The 26195-nt window shown below is 62.4% G+C and carries 19 protein-coding genes; 10 read left to right on the top strand and 9 right to left on the bottom strand.

The window, feature by feature from the left end; translation table 11 throughout:
- The 3 genes from OES25_11010 to OES25_11000 are packed head-to-tail and all read left to right on the top strand — an operon-like array spanning position 1 to position 3318.
- Positions 1 to 606, top strand: a complete 606-nt coding sequence (locus tag OES25_11010; GenBank protein MDH3628168.1) for a type II secretion system GspH family protein — start codon at positions 1 to 3, stop codon at positions 604 to 606.
- A complete protein-coding gene (locus tag OES25_11005) occupies positions 606 to 1943 on the top strand; it encodes a pilus assembly PilX N-terminal domain-containing protein (GenBank protein ID MDH3628167.1) in 1338 nt (445 codons plus the stop codon). The genes OES25_11010 and OES25_11005 overlap by 1 nt, the downstream gene beginning before the upstream one ends.
- Before the next feature lie 19 nt (positions 1944 to 1962).
- Positions 1963 to 3318 (top strand): pilus assembly PilX N-terminal domain-containing protein, encoded by a 1356-nt coding sequence (locus OES25_11000; GenBank protein ID MDH3628166.1) that lies wholly within the window; start codon positions 1963 to 1965, stop codon positions 3316 to 3318.
- On the opposite strand, the gene OES25_10995 is transcribed toward OES25_11000, so the two are convergent.
- The gene (locus OES25_10995; protein MDH3628165.1) at positions 3301 to 5115 is read right to left on the bottom strand and encodes a tetratricopeptide repeat protein; all 1815 of its coding nucleotides are present in this window, start codon (positions 5113 to 5115) and stop codon (positions 3301 to 3303) included. The two genes, OES25_11000 and OES25_10995, sit on opposite strands and share 18 nt — an antisense overlap.
- Before the next feature lie 151 nt (positions 5116 to 5266).
- Between OES25_10995 and OES25_10990 the strand changes: the two genes are divergently transcribed.
- The 4 genes from OES25_10990 (at position 5267) to OES25_10975 (ending at position 11500) form a co-directional block, all read left to right on the top strand.
- Positions 5267 to 6415: a hypothetical protein gene (locus tag OES25_10990; protein ID MDH3628164.1), complete on the top strand. Its 1149-nt coding sequence runs from the start codon at positions 5267 to 5269 to the stop codon at positions 6413 to 6415.
- Between the two features lie 63 nt (positions 6416 to 6478).
- Positions 6479 to 7249 carry an SDR family NAD(P)-dependent oxidoreductase gene (locus OES25_10985; GenBank protein MDH3628163.1) on the top strand — a complete coding sequence of 257 codons (771 nt, stop codon included), beginning with the start codon at positions 6479 to 6481 and terminating at the stop codon, positions 7247 to 7249.
- A gap of 67 nt (positions 7250 to 7316) precedes the next feature.
- Entirely contained in the window at positions 7317 to 9326 is a 2010-nt protein-coding gene (locus tag OES25_10980; protein ID MDH3628162.1) for a hypothetical protein, read from the top strand.
- A gap of 74 nt (positions 9327 to 9400) precedes the next feature.
- On the top strand, positions 9401 to 11500 hold the full coding sequence (locus tag OES25_10975) for a VWA domain-containing protein (GenBank protein MDH3628161.1): 2100 nt from the start codon (positions 9401 to 9403) through the stop codon (positions 11498 to 11500).
- A 7-nt stretch (positions 11501 to 11507) separates the two neighbouring features.
- On the opposite strand, the gene OES25_10970 is transcribed toward OES25_10975, so the two are convergent.
- The 4 genes from OES25_10970 to speA all read right to left on the bottom strand — a co-directional run bounded on the left by OES25_10970 (position 11508) and on the right by speA (position 17289).
- Entirely contained in the window at positions 11508 to 12587 is a 1080-nt protein-coding gene (locus OES25_10970) for an HD domain-containing protein (GenBank protein MDH3628160.1), read from the bottom strand.
- A 120-nt stretch (positions 12588 to 12707) separates the two neighbouring features.
- Entirely contained in the window at positions 12708 to 13688 is a 981-nt protein-coding gene (locus OES25_10965) for an alpha/beta fold hydrolase (GenBank protein ID MDH3628159.1), read from the bottom strand.
- Positions 13689 to 15368 carry a SpoIIE family protein phosphatase gene (locus tag OES25_10960; GenBank protein MDH3628158.1) on the bottom strand — a complete coding sequence of 560 codons (1680 nt, stop codon included), beginning with the start codon at positions 15366 to 15368 and terminating at the stop codon, positions 13689 to 13691.
- Between the two features lie 10 nt (positions 15369 to 15378).
- Complete coding sequence (gene speA / locus OES25_10955) at positions 15379 to 17289, bottom strand: biosynthetic arginine decarboxylase (GenBank protein MDH3628157.1); 1911 nt, start codon at positions 17287 to 17289, stop codon at positions 15379 to 15381.
- 74 nt (positions 17290 to 17363) lie between these two features.
- On the opposite strand from speA, the gene OES25_10950 reads away from it, so the two are divergent.
- A complete protein-coding gene (locus OES25_10950; protein MDH3628156.1) occupies positions 17364 to 18134 on the top strand; it encodes a class I SAM-dependent methyltransferase in 771 nt (256 codons plus the stop codon).
- On the top strand, positions 18131 to 19510 hold the full coding sequence (locus tag OES25_10945) for a sulfatase (protein MDH3628155.1): 1380 nt from the start codon (positions 18131 to 18133) through the stop codon (positions 19508 to 19510). Before OES25_10950 ends, OES25_10945 begins: the two co-directional genes overlap by 4 nt.
- Before the next feature lie 16 nt (positions 19511 to 19526).
- On the opposite strand, the gene OES25_10940 is transcribed toward OES25_10945, so the two are convergent.
- Complete coding sequence (locus tag OES25_10940) at positions 19527 to 20309, bottom strand: 3'-5' exonuclease (protein MDH3628154.1); 783 nt, start codon at positions 20307 to 20309, stop codon at positions 19527 to 19529.
- 78 nt (positions 20310 to 20387) lie between these two features.
- Here OES25_10940 and glgP point away from each other — a divergent pair, with 78 nt between their 5' ends.
- Positions 20388 to 22523, top strand: a complete 2136-nt coding sequence (glgP, locus tag OES25_10935; GenBank protein ID MDH3628153.1) for an alpha-glucan family phosphorylase — start codon at positions 20388 to 20390, stop codon at positions 22521 to 22523.
- A 5-nt stretch (positions 22524 to 22528) separates the two neighbouring features.
- On the opposite strand, the gene OES25_10930 is transcribed toward glgP, so the two are convergent.
- The 3 genes from OES25_10930 to OES25_10920 form a co-directional block, all read right to left on the bottom strand.
- Positions 22529 to 23908: a discoidin domain-containing protein gene (locus OES25_10930; protein ID MDH3628152.1), complete on the bottom strand. Its 1380-nt coding sequence runs from the start codon at positions 23906 to 23908 to the stop codon at positions 22529 to 22531.
- A gap of 339 nt (positions 23909 to 24247) precedes the next feature.
- Positions 24248 to 25234, bottom strand: coding sequence for an NAD-dependent epimerase/dehydratase family protein (locus tag OES25_10925; protein ID MDH3628151.1), 987 nt, complete (start codon positions 25232 to 25234; stop codon positions 24248 to 24250).
- Positions 25231 to 26187 carry a glycosyltransferase family 2 protein gene (locus tag OES25_10920; GenBank protein MDH3628150.1) on the bottom strand — a complete coding sequence of 319 codons (957 nt, stop codon included), beginning with the start codon at positions 26185 to 26187 and terminating at the stop codon, positions 25231 to 25233. The genes OES25_10925 and OES25_10920 overlap by 4 nt, the downstream gene beginning before the upstream one ends.
- Positions 26188 to 26195 lie beyond the last annotated feature (8 nt).

Below are 26195 nucleotides of genomic sequence, written 5' to 3'. Positions count from 1 at the left end.
ATGAGACTCCCCAGAAAAGGCGAATCCGGCTTCACCATGCTCGAGATGCTTATCAGCCTCGCGGTTCTGTCGATGGCCATGAGCGGTCTCGCCAGTCTGTTGGTCCAGAACTCCCGGATCAACAAGCAGCAGCAGATGACGGCTGAGGTGCAGGCCAACGCACGAAACTGCCTATCGCTTCTGGTACAGCGCATGCGTAGCGCCGGTTGGAATCCGAGTAACGACATCAGCGTGGGTACCTTGACCCTGGATGCCGACCTCTCCGATGACGACAGCGAGATCGAGATCTTCGCCGACCTGACGGCCGACGGAGATACCGACGAGGCCGACGAACAGGTGTTCATCCGTCACGATGCCAGCGCCGGCGCGATCGTGTGGCGACGAGACAACGATGTCCTGACGCCGTTCAACACCGTCGCGGTCAACATCAGCAACGACGCCAATGGTGACGGCACGATTGAACCGATGTTCACACCGGACTCGGTCACCGCTCCGACCATGGTCACGATCCAGGTAACCGCCGTATCCCCTGTGCCTGATCCCATATCGGGCGATCTGATCCGTTACACCGTAAGCAGCGACGTCGTCCTGAGAAAGAACATCTAATGCCAAATACCATCAAACGCATCCTGCCCAGGAAACAAGACGGCAGCATTGACGAGCGCGGATCCGCGTTGGTCATGGCCATCTTTGTTCTCGTTCTACTGACGACGATCGGTTCAGCCTTGTTGTTTGTCAGCCAGAACGAAGTTCGCATGAGTGGAGCCGACACCAACAGCAAGGCGTCGTTCTATATTGCGGAGGCCGGCCTGGAGGCGGGCCGGATGACGCTGTACAACACGAACGAGGGCGAAAGTTTCGACGACGACCTGGCCGCCGCGGCCGACGACGGGACGTTTGATTTCAGCGTCTTAACGATTTCCGCGACCTACGGATCCGACGGCGACGTCAATGGGTTCACCTACGGAGCGGACCAACCGCTGATCGGGCCCGTTGCCTTTGGAGACGGATATTTCGTCGCGTTCCTGACCAACGATATCGTCGACGAAGCGATAGACCCCCTCCTGGATACGAACGAACGGGTCGTGCTGACCGGTGTCGGCGCCGGCCCCGACGGATCGTTCGAAGTCGTTCAGGCGATCATCGAGATTCGCGACCTGTTGCCACCGACCCCGCCGGCGGCCGTGACGCTGCTCGGGCCGACGCCGTTTTTCGACAGTGGTGACTCCTCGGCCAAACGGTATGTCGGTGACGACTGCGACGGTACTGGCGTGCCCGGCTATTACGTACCGGCGCTGGGAGCGATCGGCGCTTCCGCCGAAGCGTCTGGCGAAGCGGGAATGCACACCAACCCAGACTACGAGGCCAACGGTCTGCCGGATAGTGACACCTTTGCGGACCTGACCGACTGGTCCAGCGAACCCGCCCTGGGAGTCTACGGCGCCGACATCGATCCAGCTTGGAACGTTTGCACCAACCTCCTGGAGTACGTCGACCTTGTCCGCGAGAGTGCCGATGTGGTCTGCACGCCACCGGCGGCCTGCGCGTGGCCGGCGTCGTCACCGGATCGGGTGGTCTTCATCGACGGCGACTGGACCATCGGACCAGGAGTCCAGGACGGACTTCTGTTCGTCACCGGCCAGCTGAACTTGCACGGTCAGGCCACCTGGAATGGCTTGATCTTCGTCGTTGGCGAGGGGAGGATGGTCGCCTACGGCGGCGGCAATGGAGAGAAGTCCGGCTCCACGATCGTGGCCGACATCGCGGGCCCCGACAATATCTTCGGCAACGCCGACGACTGCACCGGCGGCGACGGTGGCTTCGACTCCGTTCACTACGATGACGCCGGCGGTGGCAACAGCGACACGGTCTACTGCTCCGTCGACATCGAAGCGTCGATGCCGATTCCGCCCTACGACATTCTGGAATTCCGCCAGTATTGACCGGAGATAGAGGCCCCAGATGAATGCGTCGCAACGACTCCGTTCGCAGCGGCAGCCTGAGCGCGGCTCGAGCATGGTCGTCGCGATTTTCGTGCTCGCTATGGTCACAACGCTCGGCGTTGCGCTGCTCTTCCTAACCCGGAATGAGACGCAACTCGCTCAGGCCGACACTCGCTCGAAGCGGGTCTACTACGTCTCCGAGGCCGGACTCGAGGACGGCCGAGCCACCGTGGCCAATGACAACCGCTTCTCTGCGAACCCGAAGAGCTACAACGAGGAGTTGGTCTCGGCGTCCGGAGGGCTTCTCGGAAATGGCTCCTTCGACTTCGACCCCACCCGGGTACGTGCGGTCTACGACTCTGCCGGCAACGTCACCGGGTTCACCGGCTACGGTGACGACGTCCCGATCCGCTCCAGTACCGCCTTCGACGACGGCTGGTATGTCGCGTTCCTCACCAATGACCCGGTCGACAACGCTCTGAACCCGCTCATCGACACCAACGATCGATTGATGATCTCTGGGATCGCCGCCGGTCCCGATCGTTCGTTCGAGGTGGTGGAAGCGGTGGTCGAATTCAATGAGCTGTTCCCGTCCCTCCCGGCGACCATCACGATCCTTGGACCCAACGCCCAGTTTCAGGGTGGCAACAGCAACGCCAAGGCCTATCTCGGCGACGACAGCGGTGCCCATTGCCCGAATGGCGTTCCGGGCGCATCGGTCCCGGTGGTCGGTGTCATCGGCGGCACGTCAAAAACCAGCGCCGAGGCGGGCGTGAGCAAACCGAACAACTACGCGACGGACTACGGCAATGTCGTCGGAACCGATACGGTCTCCGACCTGGTTCCCCTGGGCGTCGACTCTCTCTGGACCGACTGCGACCGGACCGTCGACTTTGCGCGACAGGTCAGAGATGCCGCCGACCTGGTCGGCGATTCGACGACGCCGCTCTCGGATCTCGGGACTCCCGGGAATCCGAAGATTGTCTTCATTGACGATAACTACGAGATCTCCGGCAACTTCAGCGGCGCCGGACTGCTGTTTGTTTCCGGAACGTTCGAGTTCGACGGCATGGCCGACTGGACCGGCGCCATCTTCATCATCGGAACCGGTCAGTACATCCGCACGGGCGGCGGCAACGGCGACATGCTGGGTGGCGTGGTCGTGGCCAACGTCTCGGGACCGGACCTCAGTCTGTTTACCGGCGACGACTGTTCGGGCGACGATGGTATCAAGCCCAGTTCGGACGACGGCATGGCCCAGGCTTCCTTCGACACCAGCGGTGGTGGCGGGTTGACGACGGCCTACTGCAGTGACGCCTTTGCCAACCTGCAGGCGGCGCGGCCTCTGGACATCGTCTCATTCCGACAGCACTGACGCTTCGTCTATCACACGACGTGCGGCGTCGGCATGCGGCCCCTCGCCGGGAGAGAGTCGCAGGAACTCCCGCATCGCGGCAGCGGCGTCGCCTGACTCTCCCCGCTCGTGAAGCAACTTACCCTTGAGGTAGTAGGCGGGAGCGTGATTGCGGTCGAGTTTGAGGGCCTGCTCGACGCGCTCCAGCGATTCGTCGATCCGCCCACTCCGGGCCAGCACGTCCGCAAGCGCGTAGACACCCTTCACGTATCTGGGCGCCGACTCGACCAACGCCTCGAGCCGGCGGAGGCCCTGACGCCGCAAACCCAACTCGAACTCGAGATGACCGGCATTGGAGCGGGCCTCGAGCAACTCGGGGGCGGCCTCCAGCGCACTCCGGTAGTGACGCATCGCAGCCTGCCGTCTACCGTGCGTCTCGTAGGCTGCCGCGAGATTGTTATGGGCCAGAGCGAAGCCGGGACTCAACTGCACGGCCCGTTCAAATTCACGGGTCGCCTCCTGCTGACGGCCGTCGCGATACCTGGCCAGGCCGAGGTTGTTGCGCACCAGCGCCGAATTGGGCGACGTCTTCAGCATGTTCTCGAAGAGCAGAGTGTCCGATCGCCAGACACGACTCCTTGACGCACTCTGCGCAGTAAACAACAGCAGGATAACGGTGACGACCGCCAGCGCCACACGGCGCAGCCGCGCGATGCCAAGATCGACTGCCGCCTGGATCGCGACACCGGTCAAGATCGCCAATCCCACGGACGGGATGTACAGGAAGCGATCCGCCAGTAACACGTCGCCGAAACGACCGAACGCGTAGACCGGTGCCTGACTCACGACGATCCACAGGATCCAGAACGTCACCCGACGGGACCGTCGACGGCTGTAAATCACAACCGCCGCGACGATGGCGATAAAGACCAGACCCAACAGTGCGCGCGCGGAAAACAGGCTTGTGACCGCAGGATCCGGGTAATGGGCATCCAGCGGGAAGGGAACGATCAGGAGCATGCAATAGCGGGCGAAGACAAACCAGGCGGTCGCAAGCCAGCTCAACGGATCCAGCGTGAACAGGGCCTGCCCGCCGTCGCCCAGGACCCGCATGCGCGCCAGGAAATAGAGGGCCGCTGCCGGGACGAAGGGGAGGGCCGCCGACAGCGCGCGGAAAACTCGACGTCGCTTCGACGTGTCTTTCAGGTAAACATGAAGCGCCACGAGCGCGGGCAGCATGATCGCCATCTCTTTCGAGAACAGCGCGACCAGGAACAGCAGCGCGGCCAGCAACCCGCGACCAGCCCGTGGCCAGTTCTCGGCGTGGAGATAGACCGAAAACGCCGCTAGCAGGAACAGCCCACCGAGCAGATCCGTTCGCCCGGAAATCCACGCCACGTTCTCAACATGAACCGGATGGACTGCGAAGAGGGCGCCGGCGATGAACGAGCTCAGTTCGCCCAGCCCCTCCCGTTTCGCGATGCCGAAGACCAGTCCGCAGCAAAGAAAATGGATCAGGAGGTTGGTAAGGCGGTACCCGATCGGATTGTCGCCCCAAACGCCGTGGTCCAACGCATAGGTCAGTCCCACCGCCGGTCGGAAGAAGGCGCGAAACCGGTCGTGTCGGTCGTCGGTCTCCCAGAAACTCTTGCTGACGATCTCAAGCGCTCGGGAGGGATCCTTCACCAGACCGTTCTCGGCGATCAGTGGACGGTCGTCCCAGACGAACTCACCGCTGAGGCTGACGCCGAAGGAGACCAGGACCAGCGCCGCCAATGCGACCCACGATCCTGCCGATTTTATGGACCCCCGGGACATGGGTTCCACACTAGGTCCAGAACCGGTATTCGGTCAACTTTCCATGATATTTCGTCGGTTTGACCGTTGCCGGTCGAGGACCCTAGATTTGATGGGGTTGGGAAACGTGGCGGGGTAAGACCCGTCGAGTGCGATCTTCAAGGGGACGGGCATGTACATCCGTTGTGCAGGTTGTTTCTCATCGACGTGGGTCCAGTCACTGGTCCCCGGTGAGGCGGCCTCGACGGTCGAGTGCAAATCGTGCGGGCTGGACTACAACCTCTTCAACGTCGGTGAACTGGGTGTCGAAGAGACGGAACAGTATGAGCGCGCGCAACAGTTCGCCGAGTTCAACGGCATCGACCTTCCGAGTGCCTACTCCGTGCTTCTCGGCGTCATGGAACTGGATGACGCCAAGGAACATCGACGCCAGATCGCAGGGGCCGTTCCCGACGCCCCTGCCGAATCCTCGGACGTCGCAGAAGAGGTCACGAACGCCATCGATGCCGCGATGGCAGTGGTCGAAGAACCGCCCACGATCACCGAGACACCGACCCACAGCGACCCCAAGAACTACGACTCCGATTTCGAACCCGCCGTCATGAACGGTGACCTTACGGTTGAGCAGGCGAAGGCTCGCGGGAGCCGTGTGGCACTCGTCCACCGTCTCGCCCGACGTCACTCGCTCACACGAGAACTCGCCGGCGACGTCGCGGACAATCGTCTCTCTCTGGCGGAAGCCCGCCGACGCCGTCAGTCGTCGGACGAGTTGGTCGTTCCCAAGAATGAGGACGTCGCGTTCCGCATGGTGCGAAATCAGCTGATGCTGGGTGTCTGGGTCATCGCCCTGTTGGCACTGGCCGCCTACGGCTACAAGAACTGGCGTATGTCCGTCGAGGATTCGCTGTTCGAGAACGGACGCGAAGCGCGTCGAGCTGCTGCCATCGCAGAGGCCGAAGAACTCGCAAGGAAACAGCTCGACGATATCGAACTTCCCGATGACCGCGTTCACGTGGTCACCGACTCGTTCGGAAACGTGACACGCGTCGAAGGCCCCGACCCCCTTTCGGTCCTCCGGACGTTCTGCAAGTCCGGAACCAACGTCACGCGATTCGAGCCGATCGAACTGGTTGACGCGATTCCACCCAGCGCCGGACGCCGCGTCGGGATCTTTCGCGATCGGCACGATGTCACTCAGCGTTTCGCGATCCGCATCGAACGGGGTGACCGATCATGGCTGGCCGGCGACGGCACAGTGCCCGTTCCGATCACGCCGGCTCCACCCTCCCCACTCAACGCCAAGGGGATCGCAGCCTACTGACCGATCGGTCGCGTCTGCGCTACCCTCGTCACGGATCCGTTCTCGATCCGTGAGGGCTGAACGATGGAATCGCTCCAAGATCGCACCGTCTGGGTGACGGGTGCCTCGTCCGGCATCGGCCAGGCCTGTGCCGGACTCTTCGCCGCGGAAGGCTGCAGACTCCTGGTGGTCGCGCGTCGTCGGGAACGACTCGAGACGCTTCAGAATGAGTGGACCCAACTCGGCGCGCCGGAAGTCCGCATCGAGAGTCTCGATGTCCGGGATCCAGAGGGGGTGCAGGCCCGTCTCGGTTCGCTGCCTGCTGCCTGGGCAACGCCCGAGGTCCTGATCAACAACGCCGGACTGAGTCGCGGTCTGGCAGGCCTACAGGACGGCGAGATTCGCGACTGGGAAGAGATGATCGACACGAACGTGAAGGGTCTGCTCTACGTCGATCGGGTTGCCGCTCCGAAGATGGTCGCCGCAGGTCGCGGCACGATCGTCCACATCGGCTCGATCGCGGGACGACAGGTCTACCCCGGTGGCAATGTCTACTGCGCTTCGAAGTATGCCGTCCGGGCGATCACCGACGGGCTCCGCATCGATCTTCTCGGCAGCGGCGTTCGAGTCACAAGCGTCGACCCCGGTCTCGTGGAGACGGAGTTCAGCGAAGTCCGTTTTCGAGGGGACCTCGAGAAGGCGAAGAAGGTCTATGACGGGCTCCAGGTGTTGACGGCGGAGGATGTGGCGGAAGTGGTCCTGTTCGCCGCAACCCGTCCGCCACACGTGGTCCTGGCCGAGTCTCTGGTTCTTCCACTCTGTCAGGCGGCGGCCACCCATATTCACCGGGAATAGCGTGGATTCGAGCCGATCTCGCGGACGCCGCTTGACCCGGAACCGTACCCTGACGTAGACCCAGGGTATGTTCCTCTTTCTGATCCTCGGTGCGCTGCTTCAGACGCCTGACGAGGAGACGCCTCGCCCGTCCCGGATCGTCGAACAGGCAGAATCGAGTTTGGCCCAGCTCGACATCACCCTCCTCGGACCACCCGAACGGATCGCCGAGGTCACCCGCGACGATCTCGTCATCCGACTTCAGGGGGAGAAGATCCCCGAGTTCACCCTGGACCGACACTGCGATCCGGGATCTCTGGTCGAACGATCACGCCCGCGTCGTCGTAAGGCCGACTCCGTCGGAGACTCGACTGCCGCCACCGCGACTCCCCCACGGGGCAGCTACCTGCTTTTCTTCGACCAACAGCAGTTGACCCAGTCCGGTCGTCATCAGGCGCTGAGACTGGCCCGCGACCTCGTCGTTGATCTCGCGGGTCCCGAGTCCCGTGTGATGCTCGTCTCCAACGCCGCCGAGCTCAAGGTGATCCAACCCTTCACGAACGATACGACGACGCTGCTGGACGGGTTGGATCGTCTGGCCGCAGATCGGCGGCAATGGGATTGGGTCGCCGAGGGTGAGGAGATTCGGGTGGGCGAGGTGATTCGAGCCCTCAACGATGCCGACGATCTCCATCGTGCCATCGGCCTGGCCCGCGACCACCAGAAAGAAGAACTCTGGCGTGCCAACCGGAGTTTCCGGCGACTGGGCATCAGCCTGGCCCCCCTGAAGGACGGCCCCAGCCCGAGGGCGGTCCTCTATTTCGCCGACACCCTCCGTTCCAACCCGGGACATCACTACCTCTCGTTCTTTGGCTCGTCGGTCCAGCGCGAACACTCGGCGCTCGGCCTGGTGGGGACCGGGGCGGAAACCGGCGGACTGGCCTACAACGATGTCGTGAACACCGCGGCGGCCAATGGCATTCGGGTCTACATGATCCAGAGCGAAGGGCTCGTTTCCGGGAGCGACCGTACAAGGATCACGTCGCGAGCCGCAGCGGTGACGCTCAGTGTCGGCAACTCGTCGATGGTACGGGTTCGCGACACGCAGAAGACCATGCGAAACATGGCAGCGGAGACCGGTGGCGAGGCGTTCCTCAACGGCGTTCAATCGCACACGATCCTCTCGCGTATCGACGAGGACGCGTCGTGCCTGTTCGTCGTCAGCATCCCCACGAAGGATCTGCCACTCGATCGTCCGATGCGTGTCGATGTCGACGTCCGCAAGGCGGGCGTCACAAGTCGCGTCCGGGGTCGTCTGGTATTGCAGAGTGCCAAATCCCGTCAGCGCTCCAGGCTACTTCAGGCCTTCAGCGCTCCGGGGACACTTTCGGACCCGTTGGACATCGAAGCCGGAGTCATCCCTCTCGGCTACGAGGAAGGCGGCTTCCGTGGTCTGTTGCAGATTCGCATCCCCGCAGTGGCATTCCCCGGCTCTCGCTGGGACGTCGGGGCTTCGGTGGTCAATCGGCAACGGGTTCGAGAAGAGATGTCCCGTCAGGTCACTCTGACTCGACCGGGATTGCCGCTGGTGGTCGAACACGAGATCACGTTTCGCCCGGGAGATTCGAAGGTCGTCGCCGTCGTGCAGGAGGCGACGACCGGACTCGTCGCTTCCCGTGAATTCGTCGTGAACTGGCCCAACCTTCGGTCGGGCGCTCCCGGCCTCGGCCCCGTCGCGGTCCTGCAGCCGCTCCAGGCTGCGTTCATTCGCGGCGAGGAGACCCGTGGCGAGGGGTCCCTGTCCGGCGACGGCACGCGGCCGCTCTTCTCCGACCGGCCTACCGCGCTGATCGGGTTTGTCTGCCGAGGACGTAGCGGCGGCGCCGGTTGGTCGGTGGAGCGTTCGCTGGTCGGCGCAGATAGCGTCGACTATAAGCCGATCGCGCTGGCCGCCGACGCACCCCGTTGTGCACAGATCCGAGATGTGATGCCGGCGGATCAATTCGGCGACGGCCAGTACACGTACAGCATCCGACTGGTCCGTGACGGTGAGACGCTGGAGAGCGCCACGATGGGTTTCCGAGTCCAAACTCGGTGACCCAACAATGAGTTGGCGCAGCCGGCCGCGCCGTCTATGATCTTGGGCAGCATGCGGGTTGAACAATGAAACTCATGGGTTTGCACCGACCGGTGGCGGTCCTGATGATCGCCCTGGTCGCTCTATCCTCCGTTCCGGCCCAGGAGGAGCCCGCCTCCACCCCTCAGAAAACCGACGTTTTCGAGCGAACGACCTCCCGACTGGTTCAGATCGATGTCAGCGTCACCGGTCCGGCCGACGCCATCGTCGATCTTGCGCGCGAGGACTTCCAGATCTTCGTCCAGGGCAAACCCATCGACCATTTCACCGTGGACCCGATCTGCGATGTGGATGAATACCTGACCGCCAACAAGAACAAGAAGAGTCCACGCCGAGCGCCGAGAGCGACCGAGCCGGCACCGCCGGAAGAGATCCGTTCGACGGCGCCAATACGGGCCGCGGCGACCTATCTGCTCTACTTCGACCAACATCATCTGACCATGGCAGGTCGCCAGGGCTCGATCGACGCCGCCCGCGAGATCCTCCCTGATCTACTGGGAGACGGCGACCAGGGCCTGATCGTCTCTGCCGGAAAAAACATGGCGACGATCGTCCCGCTGACCGACGACCTCGATCGACTCCTCGCAGGGCTGGACCGACTGGAGGCGGACCGTGACCAGTGGGACCCGTACCCCTACCAGGAGCTCAGTCGGATCAACGAACTCATGAACGTCCTGCAAGACATCAGCGGCCAGGAGCGGGCGATCGCCCTTGCCCGCGAGTACCAGCGAGAGGAACAGTGGCTCAGCGAGAAAGCGCTACGGTTGTTCGGCTTCAACCTGACCCGGCTGACCGACCTACCCCACCCGAAGGCCGTCATCTATTTCGCCGACACGATGCGGGCCAATCCGGGCGAGCACTACATCAGCTTCTTCTCCAGCGCGAGCCGAGGGGCCAACGACACCGATCGCGCCTTGCAGGGCATGAAGCAGGCCATGGACCAGGGCGCCTTCGGAGCCCGCAACCCCTTCGACCGAGTCTTGACCGAGGCCGCGGCCCACGGGGTGCGTGTCTACACCATCGAGGCCCAGGGCCTGACCTCCCCCGACATCATGACCGGAGTGGGCAGGTCCGGCGTCGCGCCCGGCAACCTGACACGGACCCGACGGGTGGTCGACGCCCAGAATAGCCTTGTCTCCATGGCGCACGAGACCGGGGGCGAGGCCTACCTGAACGGAATTCGCGGAAGACGCATCGCGTCCGATATCCGTGCCGACATCTCGTGCATGTACCTCCTCAGCTTCGACGCCGGAACGCTGGCACGGGACCAACCACTGCCCATCGTCGTTCACGTCAGCCGAAAAGGTGTCAAGCCCCACCACCGCGGTCAGATCGTCGTTCAGAGCGAAGAGTCCCGAAAGACCGGCCAACTCCTGGCGGCGTTTGCCTCGCCTGAGACCACGACGGCCGCGCAGGCCCTTCGCACGTCCGTGATCCCGATCGGGTTTGAAGACGGTCGCTTCGTAGCAATGGTTCAGCTCTCCATCCCCCCGTCCTTGTTGAACGGAGCGGTCTGGGATATCGGCACTTCACTCGTCGCCCGGGAACAGGTGCGCGCGGACGACTCCGCACGGATCACCATCTCGGGAGCCGGCGTACCGGTTATCTTCGAGACCCAGTTCCGTTTTCGACCGGGCCCCTTCGAGCTGATCTCCGTGGCTCACGAATCCACCGGCGACGAGACCCTGACCGGTCGCTACACGGGCGAATGGCAATCCCCCGGGCGTTCGGAGGTTTCGCTACATGCGATGACCGTCTTACAGCCGGGTAATGGCCTGTTTCTTCGAGACGGCAAGTCCCGCAACGGTGGCTCGCTGGTTCGTGACCGTAAGACTTTCGCTCAGACCGAGCGGCCGACGGCGGTCATCGGACTTATCTGTGCCGGTAACGCCGTGAAGGGACCTCTCACCTTGACCCGACACATCGCCGGCGATGACAAGGTCCCGTTTCCGGAGATGACGATCGACGTCTCCGACGATCGTTGTGTCCAGTTCCGAGATTTCATCCCGCCTTCTACCATGACCGAGGGACGATTCGACTATCAGGTCGAGGTCAAAGATGGAAAGAACCATCTGATCCACGAGGGATCGTTGCCGCTCTACGTCGCAGGCGATGAATCGGACGTCCGTCCCTGACGCGATCTCAGATACAGGGGACCAGCGGAATCACCTTCGGGCGCGGGCGCAGCTTGTCGACGAGCGCATCCACACAATCCGGGTCGAGACTGATTCCGCGACTCTTCTTGAGTAACCCCAGCGCCTGAGTGGCGTCCACCGTCTGGGTGACCTTGCTGCTGGTCATCGCGTCAAACACCTCGGCGACGGCCAGCACCTTCGCCGCCCGTGGGACGTCGTTTGCGTCACGCTCGTAGTAACCCGTCCCATCCGGTCGTTCGTGATGGTAGAGGATCGTATCGTTCACCTCGGGGTCGGGATCGAGTGCGTTCAGGATGGCCGCACCTCGGCGGGTGTGGGTGCGCATTAGACGCATCTGCCCGTCCTCCAGGGGACCCTGGTGATGGAGGATATCCAGAGGGAGTGCGACCTTGCCGATATCGTGCAACATCGCAGCTCGCAGCAGACAGGAGATCTCGTGAGGACTCAGACCGAGTCCATCCGCGATCATCGCGCAGAAGGTCGTCACTCGCTCGGCGTGGCCGGGCTCGAAGGCGTCTCGGCTATCGGCCCAGTCTGCGACCCTCGCGGCAACCTCGAGGTACGGCCCCAGAGGTAACTGCGACTGCGGGACCCGTCGATTGAGAAGCCCACCCAGACGCCGCATCAGTCCGCCGGAGGCCTTCGCCTCGGATCGATTCGGGGATCGGGGCTCGTCCCAGGCACGACGGACCGCCACGTCCTTCTGGATCACCTGTTTGACCCGGATGAGGGCGTCGACCCGAGCCAACAACTCCACATCGGTGAACGGGCTGGCGATCCGATCGATCAACCGATCGTTGAGATGGGTGTCATTGAAGAATTCCTCTTCGCGGTGGATGAAGAGAAGCGGCGCAGGGAACCCTCGGCTCTGCCCCCCGGCATGCCGGAGAATCGCCGAGGTCGAATCGGAATGGGCCACGACCAACTCGGGCCGCATCTCACGTTCGGCCCCGTGCCAGCGCTCCACCGAGCGCTCGACGGCCACATGGTGACCGTCCAGCCTCAACAGGCTGCGCATGTCTTTGGCCTGCTCTCGATTGGGCGCCACCACCAGAACGTTTGCCATCGCCATCCTCCGACTGGCCTGGCCTACCCTGAGAGACTTCGGTCCGCCGACAAGATGGCGAAAATCCAGACAAAACAGGAAGGCAGGACTCTTCCAAATATAGGTCCTGCCACAAAATTGTCACGCCCGTCGTCGAACGAGACCCTCAGCCCGGTCGAGGATCCAATCGGCCGCCCAGAAACGTGGTTTTCCCGCCTGCCAGAACCCGCAATGCCCCCCTGACGAGGCCAGGGTGACCTGGAGCCGGCCTTCCCAGGGGCGGCCCTCGAACATCTCCCAGGGCACGAACGGGTCGTTCCTGGCGGACAGAATCGCCCCTGGCCGCTCCAGCCGACTCAGGACCGGATCCGCGCTGGCGTGGGAGTAGTACGCCTCGGCGGACGGGAAACCGGCGTCGGGGGCGGTGTAGAGGGCGTCAAATCGTCGGACCGACCCGATCTCCCGCCGGGAACGGAGCGGGACGGGCAGCGGACGATGCAGGGCGATCTGCTTCAGCTGATTGCGGAGACGGCGAACGTAGTGCCACTGATAGGCCCGATTGGGAGGTGCCTCGATGGCCGTCGCGCAGCGGTCCAGGTCCACGGGCGGGTTGACGGCGACCACCGCGTCCGGCGACGGACTGTCGCCTGGAACGGCGGCGTGTCGCAAGACGACGTTGCCGCCCAGAGAGAAACCGGCCGTGACGTAAGGCCGGGACCCCGCGACCGAATCGAGCCAGCGCAGCACACAGCCGACATCATCGCTCTGGCCCGCGTTGTAGAACGTCGACGCCAGAGCCTCGGTGCCTCCACAGTTTCTCAGGTTCATGCGCAGAACGCGCCAGCCCGCGACGAGGGCCACGTTGGCGGTTCGACGCATGTAGGCGGAGTCTGCCGAGCCGGCCATCCCGTGTACGAGGATCAGCGTTCCCCGCAGACGGCCCACGGGGCGGTGGTCCAGCACCTGAACCGAGCTGGCATCGGAGACGGCGATCACCCGAGGTTTACCGGGCGACTGAACCTGACGTCCCCGTGATAGCGAGGGCACGACCGTCTGAAGATGGGGACCGGGAAGCCACCAGACCGGCCGATAGGCCGTCGGGTCGTTCGGCGGTCGTCCCACCTACTTCAGGCAGCGGGCAATGACGACGGTGATGTCATCCGCGGGAGGGGCACCGTTCGTAAAACGATCGACATCCTTTACGATCTCCTGGACGATATTGGCAGAGGACTCGTCGCGGAGACGCTTCAGCAGCTCTGCGAGACGATCGTCGCCGTACTCCTCCTCGTCGGGCGACTCGGCTTCCGTCACGCCATCGGAGAAGATCGCCAGCAGGTCACCGGGCTGGAGGGTCACGCGCGCCTGCTGATAGCCGAGCTCAGGCAGAACGCCCAGGACCGTACCCTGGGGATCGAGGGTCTCGATCTCGCCGGACTCGCGCAGTAACAGCGGCGAGTTGTGACCTGCGTTGCAGTAATTCAGTTCGCGGCTTGCGGCATCGAACATCGCGAAGAACATCGTCACGAATCGATTGGTCGGGGTGTTCTTGTAAACACTCTGGTCGAGTCGGGTCATCATCTCCGCGAGGTCACACGGGCGTTCCGCCAGGATCCGGACCGCGGCCTGCAGATTGGTCATCACCAACGCGGCCGACATCCCCTTCCCCGCGACATCCGCCAACGTGACGCCCAGCCGGCCATTCTCGTAGGGGATGTAATCGTAATAATCACCGCCAACCGTGCGGGAGGCCTGGTTGTGACCCGAAATATCGAATCCTTCCAGACACGGCGCCTCACTCGGTAGGATTCCGCTCTGGATAATGGCCGCCTGCTGGAGGTCCTGGGTACGAACCTGCTCGCGTCGTTCCAGCTCGACGAATCGCTCGTGCTCGATTCGAATGGCCGCGATGTTGGCGAGCACCGTCAGCAGGTTGAGATCGTCGGGTGTGAACTCCCTGACGAATGACTTGGAATCGAGGTAGATCAGACCGATCACTCGATCCTCTGTCTGAAGCGGCACCGCCATCATGGTCTGAATCTGCTGCTCGAAGATACTGACCTGGGCCTTCAACGCCTCGTCCTGCTGAAGGTTCCGAACCAGAAGCGAGGTCTTTTCCTTGATCACGCGATCGCGAACCGTGGTGCTGATGCGAAACCCCTCGCCGTGGACCGCGCGACTCACGAGACTGTCACCCTCAAGGGTCAGGAGGATGCCACGCTCGGCATCCACCGCCTCGATCGACAGTCCCAACACATGGGGAAACAGATCCTCGAGCGGCATTCGATCGGCCAGCAGTCGACCGGCACGAATCAGTACCTGGACTTCCGAGGTCTGGAAGATCTGCCGTTGCAAGACCTCACCCGCCAGAGGACGCGACGTCTGCTGTTCCGGTGGGACCGTCCCCTCGGCGGAAATCAAACCCTCGAGGCTGGTCATGACCGTCGCGTCGGGATTGATATCGACGCCGGCCTCCTGCACGAACTCGAAGTTCTCGGAGAGTTCCTCCCCCTCCTCGACAAGCGTCATGGCCAGGTGGCCGGCGACGATGCGATCGCGAGGTCGCAGCAAATGCTTGGTGGTGATCCGAGTATCGTTGAGGAAGGTGCCGTTCTTGCTCTTCAGGTCCTCGATCCACCAGCCACTCTCGTCATGAGTGAACGAGACGTGCTGCCGCGAGAGACTTGCGTCTTCCGGGTAACTGAGATCGTTGGTGTGAGCACGCCCCAGGCTCATGACGTCGCCTTGCATCGAGACGCGGCGGGTTTCTTTGTCCGACCCGTGGACGACCAATTCGAACGGCATTCGGCGACCCCTATTTATCGAGGTAAGTATAAAGGCCCAGCTGGCGACGGTAGCTTTCGGCCAGCCCGGTCGCCTCTTCGGGCGACATATCGTCGGCTCTTGCCGCCTCTTGAAGGCGGGTTTCGACCTGTTCGATCAAATCGGAACCGGAATAACCGAAACAGCGCAATGTCTCCGCGGCCGTCTCGCCGGTCGACGTGTGGGTCGTCCGGACCTCTCCGTTCCGGTCGAGTTCCACGGAAAAATCGTGAACACACCCGAAGAGATTGTGGAGGTCACCCATCGTTTCCTGGTAGGCCCCAACCAGCATGAATCCAAGATAGTACGGTTGGCCGTTGATGACGGGATGAAGATCGAGCGCACCCTTGATCTTCCGCGGGTCGACGAACTTGTCGATCTCGCCGTCGGAATCGCAGGTGATGTCCACCAGCGATGCACGACGAGTCGGGGGTTCGTCCAGTCGGTGGATCGGCATCACGGGGAATAACTGATCCAGCGCCCAGTGGTCCGGCAACGACTGGAACACCGAGAAATTGCAGATGTACTTGTCCTGTAATTTCGTCTCGAGTTCGAGGAACTCGTCGGCGACGAATTTTGCCGTCTTCGAATGCGCCACCGCCCGGACCGCGATCGCGAAGAACAGGCGTTCGGCAAGCGCGCGATCCTCAAGGCCGAGCATACCGAGGCGGAACAACGAATGCATCTGGTCGCGGTATTCGAGTCCGTCGTGATACGTCTCGCGAAAGTTCTTCACGGTCATTTCACGGTAGATCTCGTCGAGGTCCTTGACAATCTGATGCTCGTTGCCGGCCAACCGCGGCGGGGATTGCTCGACCCCTGAGATAACCCCTCGAACATCGGTCACAAGCATGGAATGATGCGCCGCAAGCATCCGACCGGATTCGCTGACGATGATCGGATGGGGCACGTTTTCCTGCTCGCACACCTCGCTGATGCCGAAGACGACGTCGTTGGCGTACTCCTGAACGCTGTAGTTGACGGAGGCGTCGGACGAGGTTCGCGACCCGTCGTAATCGATGCCGAGCCCACCCCCCACGTCCAGGTAGCGCACCTCGATGCCGAGCTTACAGACGCGAGAGTAGACCCGTGTCGCCTCCTCGACGGCCGCCTTGATCTTGCGAATTTCCGTCACCTGGCTGCCGATATGGAAGTGCAACAGACGAACGGCATCCAGCAGGCCGTGCTCTTTCAACTGCCCGAGACAGTCGACCAACTCGGCGGTCGTCAATCCGAATTTGGACGCAAAGCCGCCGGACTTCTCCCACATGCCGGAACCGCGCGCCTGCAACCTGAGCCGAAAACCCAGCTGAGGAATCGGCTTACCGTCACGGGCCAGTGCAAGCAGCGGTTCGAGCTCGAAAGGTTTCTCGATGACGACGATGACGCGCTTGCCGAGACGGCTGGCGATGCTCGCCGTTGCAAGGTACTCGGCGTCCTTGAAACCATTGCAGATGATCAGGGAGTCCTTCGGCGTATCGAGTGCGGCCGCCAACATCAATTCCGAACGGCTGCCCACCTCGAGGCCGAGGGAGTGACGCTGACCGAATCTCAGCAAACCCTCAACGACCGAGCGTTGATGATTGACCTTGATCGGAAAGACCGGGCGATAGGTCGAGCAGTAGTTGTACTCGTTGATCGCCGCCGCAAACGCACCGGCCAACGTGTCAACCTGGGTTCCTAGCGCCTGCGGAAACCGAAGTAACACCGGTGCGCTGAATCCGCGCTCACGCAGGGTCTCGACCACGGTACAGACATCGATCTGCCTGTCCGGTTGGCCCTCGGGCTGAAACTGGAGCCGACCCTCGGGTGAGATCGCAAAATAGCGCCGCCCCCAGCCGTCCAATCCATACAGCTCGGCGGCATCCTCGACCCGGAATCGATCGGTGATAGAGATGTTCATGGCTCGTCAACCCGTTGAAGGACGAGGCATTATAGAATCGCGGGGTCCATTGGCAAGCCCCGTCGAGGTCCTCCGTGGCACGTCCTTCATCCCGCACCCTGCCGCCCCGCCTCGCGGCCGTGGTGACCTGGATTCCCCCAGGAAGCCGCCTGGCCGACATCGGCAGCGACCACGGGCTCCTTCCTGCGGCGCTGATCGCCGCGGAGAACGTGGAATTTTGCCTGGCGACGGAGCTGAACGCCGACCGAGCCGCGAAGATTCATCGAACGGGAGGTGGATCGAACGACCGGCTGGTCGTTCGGGTCGGAGATGGCCTGGCACCGATCCGGGCCGAGGATCGAGTCGACGTCGTCACGGTCTGCGGCCTGGGGGGACAGACCATGACGGAGTTGCTCCAACGTGGGTCTTCGCACCTCGAGGGGGTCCGGCGACTTGTCCTCCAGCCCCAGTCCCATCACGCCAGGGTTCGCGCAGCGGTGGAGCAGCTTCGATTCGGAATCGTCGGCGAGGCGATCGTCTCGGATCGCGGTCGCCTCTACACGGTGATCTGCGCCGACAGCGACGGTCCGAGACTTGCGGAGTCCCACGATCTGGCGGTGGCCCGCGGTCTCGTCGTCGACGATCTTCTCCACGTCGGCCCGCAGCTCCTTCGGGCGGGTTGCCCCCTGCTGAGCGCCTATTGGCGTTGGCAAGAGACGCGCTTGGCCCGTCTCGCCGCCGACCGGAGCGTCTCGTCCGTCCGAGAGGATCTTGCCCGCGCGAGGCGGATCCTCGAGGCCATCGGCTATACTGCGGGCGCTTCTTCGTCCGGTCCTTCTCGCAATCCGGAGACCTCCCAACGATGATCAGTCGAACCGCCGGACGGAAAATTTCCGTCTCCCTGTTGACGGTCTGCTTCTGCGGACTCGGTGCCGCGTGGGCGGCTTCCACCGCGCCGGACGGCACGGTCAGTCGGCCGCGTCCCAACGTGCTCATCCTATCGATCGATACGTTGCGCGCCGATCGTGTCTCCGCGTACGGCTACGAACGAAACACCACACCGAACCTCGATCCGTGGATCAATGGCGGCGTTCGGTTCGAGACTGCACGAACGGTCGAACCTCTCACCTCACCTGCGCTTTGCTCGATGCTGACATCGCGTCATCCCCACGAACATGGCTCGACACGCAACGGGCTACGTCTTCGACCCGGCCTGGACTCCCTGCCACGAACCCTTCACTCGGAGGGATACCGGACCGCCGCGTTCGTGGGCAACTGGACACTTCGAGATAAACTGTCGGGACTCGGCGAACATTTCGAGGAGTACCACGAAGTCTTGACCCGCAAACGCTGGTTCGGGATGGTTCGCAGTGAAGCGGATGCCGCCGACATCACCGACCGGACCGTCGACTGGCTGGAGACCCACGCCGGGGAACGCAACGAACGGCCGTTCTTCGTCTGGGCCCACTACGTCGAACCCCATGCGCCGTACAAACTTCATAAGCAATTCCTCCCACGGCTGGGAATCGACCCGGCAAGCAAGATTCGCGACTCGGACCGTTACGACACGGAGGTCGCGTTCGTCGATGAGTCGATCGGCAAGGTACTCGCCAGCCTCGGACGGCTTGGCCTCGGCGACAACACGATCGTCGTCGTCGTCAGCGATCACGGCGAGAGTCTCGGTGAACACGACTACTGGGGTCACGGTCGAAACCTACTCGAGCCTGGGCTTCGAATTCCGATGTCCATTACCTGGCCCGAGCGAATCCGACCGCGCGAGATCGACGCACCGGCACTCAACGTGGATCTCGCGCCGACACTTCTGAGCCTGATGCAGCTAGAGACGCCACCGGCTTTCCGGGGGCTCGATTGGACCGCCGTGTTGGATGGTGCCCCCGCGCCTCAGGACCGGGTGACCCGCTATGAGGCCCATCGCGGCGCGGTCATCTCGCGTCACGAGTCGGAACTGGCTCGCCGCGCGGGGCTGATCGAGGTCGGCCTGATTCGTCAGGGGACCAAGGAGATCTTTCACGTCAAGCGGGATCGGCGGCATGTCTTCGATCTTGTTGCCGACCCTGAAGAGACCGACGACCGCGGCGGCGACAAGGGGGACCCCACGGGAGATCTGGTCGGGTGGATGCGGGCCGTCTACGACGGCCTGACATCCTTCGATGACGTTCAACCGACTCCGCTCGATGCCGAGAGCATCGAGGCTCTCCGTTCGCTCGGCTACGTAGAGTAGGCGCCGGCCGGGCTCACTAGCGAGATTGGGTTGGAAACTTTCCGGTTCGGGCGCCGCGGACGATCTCCTTGGCATCTTCCGGAAAGTCGGACTGCAGGATCCAATCCAGGTATCCCGACGCGGACGCCGCAACGTCCCGCAGGCTCTTTCCCTGGTGCTTACCGAAACCGAAAGCGGCTTCGCCCTCCTTCCAGACGAACTTCCCGCTCCGGTCGACGGCGTCGGCCCGCCCTCCGCGTATCCACGTGTCGAGGCTGGCGACATCGCCGGGGAGATCCGCGTACTTCTCGAGCTGGGCTTCGACGACCCGATGGGTCGCGACGACATCGGCCTCGGCCGCGTGGGCACCCGCATGATCGTCGTCAAGATAGAACCGGACCGCGGCCGTGAGGTCGCGAGGTTCCTGCCGGTGGAAGATCCGCATCGCATCGATCTGCCGACGCTCCGAGACGGCCAGATCGAAACCACAGTCGCGGAATTCACGCTCGAGAATCGGCACGTCGAATCGAACGATATTGAATCCCCCCAGGTCGCAACCCAGGAAGAATTCGAAGAGCCCCTGAGCCAGCTGCCGGAAAGTCGGCTCGTCAGCCACATCGGCATCGTAGATTCCGTGGACCGCGCTGGCCCCGGCCGGAATCGGGCACTCTGGATTGACCCGCCTCGAGCGGATTTCGTCGGACCCGTCGGGCATCACCTTCTTGGCGGCGATCTCGACGATCCGATCGCGCATCACGTTGGTCCCGGTCGTTTCGAGATCAAAGTAGATCAGCGGTCGATCCAGTTTCAGTCGGCTCACAGCATCTCCTCCCCGTTCCCGGCCCGGACTGCTAGATTATCTCCCGTTCCGATCGCAAACAAGACCAGGAATTAGACCATGACCCACGAGCCGATCGCCTCTCGCCCGATTGCGGACGTCGAGATTCCCCTTCAGTTCAGCCGCCTACTCGACATTGCCTACAACCTCTGGTGGACATGGACCCCTGCGGCGCGTCACCTCTTCCGCTCGATCGACAGCTGGAGTTGGGATCGCTATCGCAATCCGATCGAGGTTCTGATCGAGGTCGACCCGCAACACTGGCACAGACTCCAGAACGACGAGGGGTTCGTTCGAGCGTACAGACAACTCGTCGATCGTTTTGACGAGTACCTCTACCCCCAGGATCCGACCTGGTTTCAGCGCCAGTTCCCCGATCATGACGGCAGCCCCGTCGCCTACTTTTCAACCGAATTCGGCTGGCACGAGTGCCTCCAGGTCTATTCGGGCGGATTGGGAATCCTCTCGGGAGATCACTCCAAGTCGGCCAGCGACCTGGGGCTACCGTTCGTCGGCGTCGGCTTGATGTACCGTCTCGGATACTTCCGCCAGACCATCGACCCGGACGGACAGCAGCAACACTTCTACCCGGATCATGACCTCCATCGCGTCCCTCTCCAGCACCTGGTCGACGAGAACGGTGAGGAGCGGGTGCTGTGGATTCCCCTCCCCGGGCGGCGGGTCTACTTCCGGGTCTGGAAGGCGGCGGTGGGTCGCGTTCCCGTGCTCCTGCTCGATACGGACCTCCCTCAGAACGATCCGGCCGATCGCCCCATCACCTCCGTCCTTTACGTCAGCGGGCGTGAGATGCGCCTCTGTCAGGAGTGGGTGCTGGGTCTCGGCGGCGTCCGGGTATTCGAGGCTCTGGGGATCCAACCCTCGGTCTGGCACATGAACGAAGGACACTCCGCCCTTCTGTCTCTTGAGCGTGTCAATCAACTCATGCAGAAGGGGCAGTCCTACGACGCGGCGCTCAAGACGGTCGCCGAGAGCGCGCTGTTCACGACCCACACCCCCGTGCCGGCAGGACACGAGAGTTTCTCGCGCTCGCTGGTTGAGCGCCTTCTCGACGCCTGGAGCGGAGACGCCGAGAACCGCCCGAGTTGGGTCGACCTTGGCGTACAGGACAACGGCTCAGCAGAGGAATTCAACATGACCGTGCTTGCGTTGCGGACGAGTCGTCAGGTCAACGGAGTCAGCGAGCTCCACGGTCGAGTCGCCGGTGAGATGTGGAACGGACTGCAGGAAGCGGAAGGACGAAAGACCATCGAGTCGGTCACCAACGGCGTTCACCTACCCACCTGGTTGGGTGAGGACATCGGCAATCTCTTGAGACGCAGACTCGGTCCGGACTTCGAGCAGCGGATCCTTGACCCCGGGTTCGAGGAAGCGGTCATGGCACTGGACGATCGGGAGTTGTGGGACGCACACCAGCGCCAGAAACAGGTTCTGATCGATAGGACGAGGCAGCTTGGATTACGTCAACTTGCGCGTCACGGGCGATCTCCCGAGGATCTTCGCCTGCACAATTCACGACTGGACAATTCGCACCTCTTGATCGGGTTCGCACGACGGTTTGCAACCTACAAGAGGGCCGACCTGATCCTCAGAGATGTTGAGCGGCTCAAGACGATCATTCAGAACGAAGATCGCCCGGTGCAGTTCCTCTTTGCCGGCAAGGCCCACCCCGCGGATCGTCCCGGACAGGATCTGATTCGGTCGATCTGGAATGCGTCACAGGACCCGGTCTACCGCAATCGATTGATGTTCCTCGAGAGCTATGACATGCGTCTCGGTCGGCGTCTTGTTCAGGGCGTCGATGTCTGGCTCAACAACCCCCGCCGACCCCTCGAGGCGAGTGGGACCAGCGGAATGAAGGCCGCCATGAACGGGGGACTCAACTGCTCCGTCCTCGATGGCTGGTGGTGCGAGGGCTACTCGCCCGAGGTCGGCTGGATTATCGGTGAAGAATCGGATGGCGCCGACAACGACGGCCGAGATCAGGGCGATGCAGACGACCTCTACCGGCTCCTCGAGGATGACCTCGTCACGCTCTACTACACGCGAGACGACGACGGCCTCCCGCGCCAGTGGATCCAGCGCATGAAGGCCGCCATCGCCCGCCTTTCGCCACGCTTCAGCACGCAGCGGATGGTCGCAGAGTACGCCCAGCGGTTCTATTTTCCGACGCGGTAGCCCGGCTACTCCTCAATCTTGACGTCCGTTCGACGGAGGTTCGCTGCCGCCTCCAGCGTCGGAACGATGGTGACGGTGACCGTCGCGGGTGACGGATCGGCCAGGCCATCGGCATCGGTTACCGTCAGCGTGACGGTGAAGACACCGACGTTCGGGAACGCGACGCTGCCTGGGTTTTGTGCCGTGCTGTCCGGTATAGCGGGGTCACCGAAGTCCCAGCTCCACTGAGCCGGAGTCCCGTCCTCCGGGTCGGTCCCGTCGCCGGAGAATACGACCAACTGGCCGGCCTGCCGCGTCACATTCGACGACGGCGCGACGATGCTGCCGTTGGGTGCCTGGTTGGGTGTCGCGGAAGCGCTCCCCTCCACGGAGAGTTCGGCGAGCGATGTCCACGGCTGACCATTCACCTCGCTGGTCGTCACGAGACGAACGAACCTCACCGCCGTACCGACCGCGCTCACGCGCTGCAGATCGGATTGATTGACGAGGGTCCCACTCGATCTGGGGGCGCCCCAGTTGCCGTCGCTGGCACTGAGGTAGAGTTCGTAGTCCGCGATTCGACCGTTCTGGGAACCATCCTGACGACCCAGGAACCGAACGCCCTCCACATCGTAGAGCGTACCTAGATCGATTCGGATTTCGTGGGGATGGCTGTCGTTGCCGTTCAAGAATCGTGTATGCCAGTACGTGCCAGGATCGCCGTCGATCGCATGGCTTCCAGGCGTCGGCGTGCCGCCAAGTTGCTCGCTGCTGACGTGCGTCAACGACCAGTTCGTGTTGGGAATCATCGGAGTTGAATCGGTAGAGACGGTCAGTTGATTGCTCGCCGATCCATAGACGCGATCCCCGTGGACGACGTCGAAGGACAACGACCCTGGGTTGGTGCCCAACCCGACGGAGATCTGTGCAGTCATCTGCGCGCAACTGTCGACCTGTTGCGAGAGCACGTTGATAGAGTTGTCGTCAAATTCCAGCGTCGAGTCGGGCTTGAAATTGTTGCCCGTCACCACGAGCGTGACGGTTTGCCCGGGGGCAAGCTGCTGAGGCGACGCGTTACTGATCGTCGGTCGCGGCCAACCACTGATCTCGTTTGACGCATCCGCCGACTCCGAACCGCTGTCGACGAGACTTCGAACTGCCACGAAGTGCGTCGAACAGTCGGCGACACCGGTCAACGCAGACGAGGTCGCCAACCCGACGTCGATACTCTGCGTGTAGTTCCCGCTGCTCGAGCCGTAGTAAATGCGGTACCCGGCGAGGTCCGGATGCGAAACCGGATCCCAGGTAAGTTCCATGGAACCGGCAAGCACAACCGGAACGCCCACCGAGACCGCAATCACCAGTGCCCCCAGTGATTTAATCCAATGACTCGTCCTTTGGGACATGTCGCCTCCTGGCCGCATCGCTGAAACAGGGACGTGCAGCGACACGTCACACTGCCAGTTCCATGCCAGTACCACGACAAACACGAAGAACGGGAATTACCGGAAACGGGTGGACACCGGTGTTGATCGTCAATGAACCACTGGGTGGCAGCCGCTCACACGATCGTCATTCGAATCCGTCACGAAGGCGTGTTGCGACGCCGCTGGACGGCGGGTCGCTTACAGTATCGCCACTTCGCATGAAATGACGAATCATGGACACATGAGGGTGACTTCCCATCGGACGCAACCCCGCGAGCGGTGTCGGGCGACGGTTACGACGATACGCTGACGATTGTGTTACTGCGATCGATCGTCGGGCTGTTGTCGAAAGTACTCCACCGTACGACGGAGCCCCTCTTCCAGCCCGACTTGTGGGTTCCACCCACTCGCGGCGGCGAACCGATCGAAATTGCCCGCATAGTCACCGATATCGATCGCCTTGCGGTCGGGCGGAAACGGCACGCAACGGATCTCGAAAACCGAGAATTGACGCAGCATTTCCGCAAACTCGCGCAGGGAGTAGGTTTCTCGCGCACCGAGGTTGAACACCCCGCCCTGCAATGACGGCGTCTCACCCGCAAGCAGCAGGGCATCGCAGACGTCGTCGATGTAGTTGAAGTCGCGTCGTTGGCTCCCGTCGCCGAACAACTCGATCTCCTGCCCCTTCAATGCGCGATCGAGGAACACACCGACAAATCCCTTTCGCCCCGTCTTGAGATCCATGCGAGGCCCATAGGTGTTTGTCAGCCGCAGACTCACCGTCTGCATGCCGTAGACCTCTTGATAGAGGGTGTAGTACATCTCCGCCGCGAGCTTGTTGATGCCGTTGACGTCGACGGGATGCAGAGGATGATCCTCGTCGACCGGGACGTACTGTGGACGCCCATAGAGTTGCCGCGTACTTGCGAAGACGATGGTCGACTGCGGATTCCCGTGGCGGCAACACTCCAACAGGGAAAGCTGACTCTCGCAGTTGATTTCCAGATCCCCATGGGGGTCCTGCATGCTGTCGAGATGGCTGACCTGGCCGGCGAGGCTGAATATCAGGTCGACGCCCGGAACGATCTTCCCGAGGGCATCCTGGTCTCGTACGTCTTCCAGGCTGATCTGCATCTCGTCGCGATATGGATCGAGATTCGTCAGGCTTGCTCCGAATCTCGGTGCGAGCGAATCGACGACGTGAACGGATGCACCGAGTTTCGTCAGCCGGATCGCCAGATTGCTGCCGATAAACCCGGCACCCCCTGTCACGAGAACCCGCTTGTCGCGATAGAACCGGCTCATCGCTCCTGTCCGTCGCGTTGCACGTAGCGAATCACAAACTGGGGAGTCTTCGAGTGATCGAGGAAGAGTCGCCCGAGATACTCGCCGATCGTTCCGAGGATGACGAGTTGAACGCCGGAGAAGAACACGACGAGCACGAGAACCGTCGGGATACCAGCCGTGACGTCGGCGTTGAAGTAGAGCTTGTCGATCACGATCGCCACCAATAGAACAAGCCCGATCCCGGACGTGACCAGTCCCAGTAGCGAGGAGATTCTCAGTGGGATGATCGAGAAGTTCAGGAACATGTTCAGCCAGAGGCGAGTCAGTTTCCGCAACGTGTAGGTCGAGGAGGATCCTTCTCGCTGCCGATGATCGACATCCACCTGACCAAGATTGGTGGTCGTGCGCAGGATGAGTCCGTCGATGTAGGGAAACGACCCCTCGTAGCGAGTGATCTGGTCGACGACGAAACGATTCATCACCTTGAAACTGGACAGGTACAGGTCCTTCGGTTTCCGTAACATCAGATTTGCCACCCGATCGTTGAAACGACTGGCGAGGTTACGGATCAACCCATGCTGCTTGACGCGATAACGCCCATAGACCACGTCCTGGCCATGTTTTCGGATGGCGTCATAAAGACTGCGGACCTCTTCCGGCGGATTCTGGCCATCGTCATCCAGTACGGCGACGTACTCTCCCCGGGTGTGATGCAGACCGGCCAGAACGGCGGAATGCTCGCCGAAGTTCCTCGCCAGATGGACGAATGTCACCGTCGCGGGATATCGACGCGACAACTCCGCGCAAACCCGCTCCGAGTCGTCGACGGAACCATCGTTGACCAGGATCACCTCGAAACGGAGATCCGCGTACTGGGCGTGGATCTGCTCGACGACGCCCCCAATACTCTTCGACCCGTTGAAGACCGGGATGACGAAGGACAATTGGTGGTCGGAAGAGTGGTTGATCAAGGTGCTAT

Source organism: Acidobacteriota bacterium (genome assembly GCA_029861955.1).
Classification (GTDB): Bacteria; Acidobacteriota; Polarisedimenticolia; order Polarisedimenticolales; family Polarisedimenticolaceae; genus JAOTYK01.
The sequence above is the reverse complement of the archived record's forward strand: the minus strand, read 5'-3'. Positions and strand labels throughout refer to the sequence as shown.